Origin of the sequence: Sulfitobacter sp. UBA4523, from assembly GCF_002388305.1 — a bacterium.
GTDB classification, from domain to species: Bacteria; Pseudomonadota; Alphaproteobacteria; order Rhodobacterales; family Rhodobacteraceae; genus Sulfitobacter; species Sulfitobacter pontiacus.
Window position 1 is genome coordinate 154,175 of record NZ_DGMH01000065.1, and the last position, 3,448, is coordinate 157,622.

At 61.9% G+C, this 3,448-nt stretch carries 3 protein-coding genes; all 3 read left to right on the forward strand.

Going from position 1 to position 3,448, the window contains the following annotated elements; translation table 11 throughout:
* Positions 1 to 147: 147 nt before the first annotated feature.
* Positions 148 to 687, forward strand: coding sequence for a hypothetical protein (locus tag B3849_RS15750; RefSeq protein WP_278425597.1), 540 nt, complete (start codon positions 148 to 150; stop codon positions 685 to 687).
* The gene (locus tag B3849_RS15755) at positions 687 to 2,315 is read left to right on the forward strand and encodes a phage portal protein (protein WP_278425598.1); all 1,629 of its coding nucleotides are present in this window, start codon (positions 687 to 689) and stop codon (positions 2,313 to 2,315) included. The genes B3849_RS15750 and B3849_RS15755 overlap by 1 nt, the downstream gene beginning before the upstream one ends.
* Positions 2,284 to 3,448: HK97 family phage prohead protease (locus tag B3849_RS15760; RefSeq protein WP_286780421.1), on the forward strand; the 1,165-nt coding region annotated here is incomplete at its 3' end. The genes B3849_RS15755 and B3849_RS15760, both read left to right, overlap by 32 nt.

Here is a 3,448-nt window from a genome sequence, read left to right on the forward strand (position 1 = left end):
CCCGACGACGATCATGTTGCGGAGGGTGAAACGGTCGCGGGGGAACCGCCAGAGGAAGCGAAGCCAAAGGCTCGCAAGACTAGGCGAGGTAAAACGCGCCGCACACGACCTCGTGGATCAGGGCGGATCAGCAATAGGTAGTCAGGTTTGCTCCATCAGTTTCCCAGCTCAGTCACGGCCGGCTTAAGCATCAAGGCCGAGGTGCATGTCGATGCATATCCGGCACCGGAGTGGACGTTGACGGCGATCATCCGTGGTCCGTCTTCGATCGATCTGGAAGCGGCACCGCTCGGGTCTGGGCATTTGTTCGCCGAAACCGCGGCCGTGACCTCGGGTTGGGACGCTGGCACCTATGCGGTGTCGGTCCGTGCCGTCTCTGGGGAGGATGTGCATGAGGTCGAAGCCGGCCAGCTGACCATCGCTGCGGATCTGGTGTCGGTCCATGCCGGGTTTGAGGCACGTGGTCACGCGCAGCGAGTGCTTGCCTCGATCGAGGCGGTCATCGAGGGGCGCGCGACGAAGGATCAGGAAAGCTACGCGATCAACGGCCGGTCGCTGGTCCGTACATCGATCGCTGACCTGATGTTGCTGCGCGATCGGTACAAGCGCGAGATCGCGCGAGAGAGCCCCAATGGAAAACGCCGACGTCTGACCGGCCGGCAGGTTAAAGTGAGGTTTGGTCGCTGATGTTTGGTTTTGATAAAGCGCGCGATTCCGGCGAGGGCAATCGCCAGGAGCCGAGCGCGCCCGTGGTCATGGTCGAGAGCTCGATCCCGAAGGTGAGCCGGCGCAATAAGCCGATGCGCCCCGCGGTGGGTAAGCGCGGGTTCGATGCTGCGATCTCGGACAGGCTCACGTCTAATTGGTCAACCACTCCGCTGACAGCTGACCAGGTCATCGACCGCAATCAGCGTGTACTGGTCGCGCGCTCGCGCGAGGAGGCACAGAAGAACGACTATCTGAAATCGTTCCTGCGTCTGTGCGATCAGAATATTGTCGGGCACCGCGGCTTTGCGCTTCAGGCGCAGGCGCGTGACAATAACGGTGCGCTCGATCGGGGGGCAAACGAAGCGCTCGAGGCGTGGTGGCGCAAATGGCAGCGCGCGTCGAACTGCGATATCACGGGCAAGCGCAGCTTCCGGATGATCTGCAAGGGGGCGGTCAAAACCGCTGCAAAAGACGGCGAGTTCATGATCCGCGAAATCCGCGGCCGTAACGCGGGGCCCATGCGCTATGCGCTGCAGGTTCTGGATCCGCAGCGGTGCCCGGTAGACTACAACGTCGATCGTCTCGCCAATGGTCGCTTCGTGCGCCAGGGGATTGAGTTCAGCCGGGAAGGCCGGCCGCTGGCATTCTACTTCATGACGGGCGATCCGGCCGGTTCCGGCTACACGTTCAACGGGACCAGCCTCGATCGGGTGCCGGCCGATGAGATCATTCATGGGTTCTTGGAAGATATTGCGGGCCAGCGCCGGGGCATTCCCTGGGCTGCCACGTCGCTGTGGCGTCTGCACATGCTGGGCGGGTTGGAAAATGCGGCGCTGACCAGCGCGCGGACCGGCGCGTCGGTCGGTGGTTTCCTCGAGTGGGAGGAAGGCTACGGGCCGGAACCCGATGAAGAGATGCAAGAGGACGAAGAGCTCTACATCGAAAGCGCGGGTGGTGTGTTCCAAGAGCTGCCGACGGGTCTGAAATCCAAGGCATTCACCCAGCAGTATCCCTCCGGCGAGTTCGCCCCGTTCCATAAGTCGATGCTGCGCGGTGCCGGTGCCGGCATGGGCGTGGCCTACGTCAGTTTCGCCAACGATCTTGAAGGTGTCAACTTCAGCTCGATCCGCCAGGGCGTCCTGGATGAGCGCGACCATTGGATGGATCTGCAAGAGTGGCTGATCGAGACGTTGATCGATCGCTGCTATCAGTCGGCGCTCGAGCCGGCGCTGTTGATGGGGCTGGTCGTGAATAACTCGATCCGGCTGCGTCCGGAGCGCATCGAGAAGTTCCGCGATGTCTATTGGCAAGGCCGTCGGTGGGCATGGGTCGATCCGACCAAGGACGTGAAAGCGGAAATCGATGCCAAGAACAACATGCTCACATCGCCGTCTGAAATCATCCGACGTCGCGGTGATGATCCTGACACCACCTGGCGCACCTACGCCGACGATATCCAAGCCATGCGCAAGGCCGGTATTCCCGATGACTTCATCATGGCCTCGGTTCTGGGCGTGGTGCCTGGCGCTGTTCGGCCGCCAGATGGCGACGCAAATCAAGAAGAGGACGAGTCCGATGACAAAAATGAAACTCCTGACGACGAATAGCGGCTTGGCCGCTGCGTTGATCGGTGCAGCTCTGACCCGGTCCGTGACCGTGGAGCAGGTCAACGCCAACCGCGGCGGGGCACCTTTGCGCCGGCAGGCGGCTGTGCGCACGATCGATGAAGAGGCGCGCACCGTTGAGGTGGCGTTCAGCTCTGAGGAGCCAGTCGCACGTTGGTTCGGCGATGAAATTCTCGACCACTCGCCGGGGGCAATGTCGGACGCGCGCCTGCGCAACGGCGCGGCCGTGCTCTGGAACCACAACCCAGACATCCAGATCGGTGTGGTCGAGACGTCGTCTGTCGACGGCGATCGCCGCGGCCGTGCCGTTTTGCGGTTCGGCCGTTCCGCCAAGGCTGCCGAAATCTGGGCCGATATTGTGGACGGTGTAATCCGTCACGTGTCGGTCGGTTACTTCGTGCGCGCAATCAAAACCGAAGAGGTCGAAGGTGAGCGCGACAAGGTCACGATCACCAATTGGGAGCCGTTTGAAATCTCGATGGTGAGCGTTCCTGCGGATGCATCCGTGGGGGTCGGTCGATCGGCGGGGGAACCGCCAGAGGAACCGACCGGCGATGGCTTCAATACTCCAAACCATTCTCAAACGCGCACAGCGCAAACTGAAACAGAAGGATCAGGCGATATGAACATTCGCATTCTCCGCAACGCAGCCGGTCACCTGGTCCGTGCCAAGGTGGACGACAACGGCAACATCGTGGAAGAGATCGAGGTGCTTGAGCGGGCATCCGAAACACAGGCGCTGGTGACGCGCGGCCAAGAAGCCGAGCAGACCCGCGTTGCGGCATTGCTGGAAATGGGCGAGCAGTATTCGGCGCAGCAGCTGGCAGCTGATGCGATCCGCGGCAGCACGTCCGTCGATGAATTCACCCGCACTCTGCTCGATCACGTGGGTGGTGGACGCGGGAATGGCAACGGCAACAGCGGCCGTTCCGATGATACTGGCAACCGCGCATTGGATGACAACGCAGGCGTCGTTGGCATGACGGACTCCGAGGTGGGTCGGTTTAGCTTTCTTCGCGCAGCTCGGGCCTTGCTCAATCCAAGCGACCGGTCAGCACAAGCCGCAGCTGCATTCGAATTCGAAGCATCGGCGGCCGCGCAGGAAACGATGGGGA

Excerpts from the sequence above, each read along its gene's own strand:
- B3849_RS15755 (WP_278425598.1), top strand. The coding sequence starts at position 687 with ATGTTTGGTTTTGATAAAGCGCGCGATTCCGGCGAGGGCAATCGCCAG.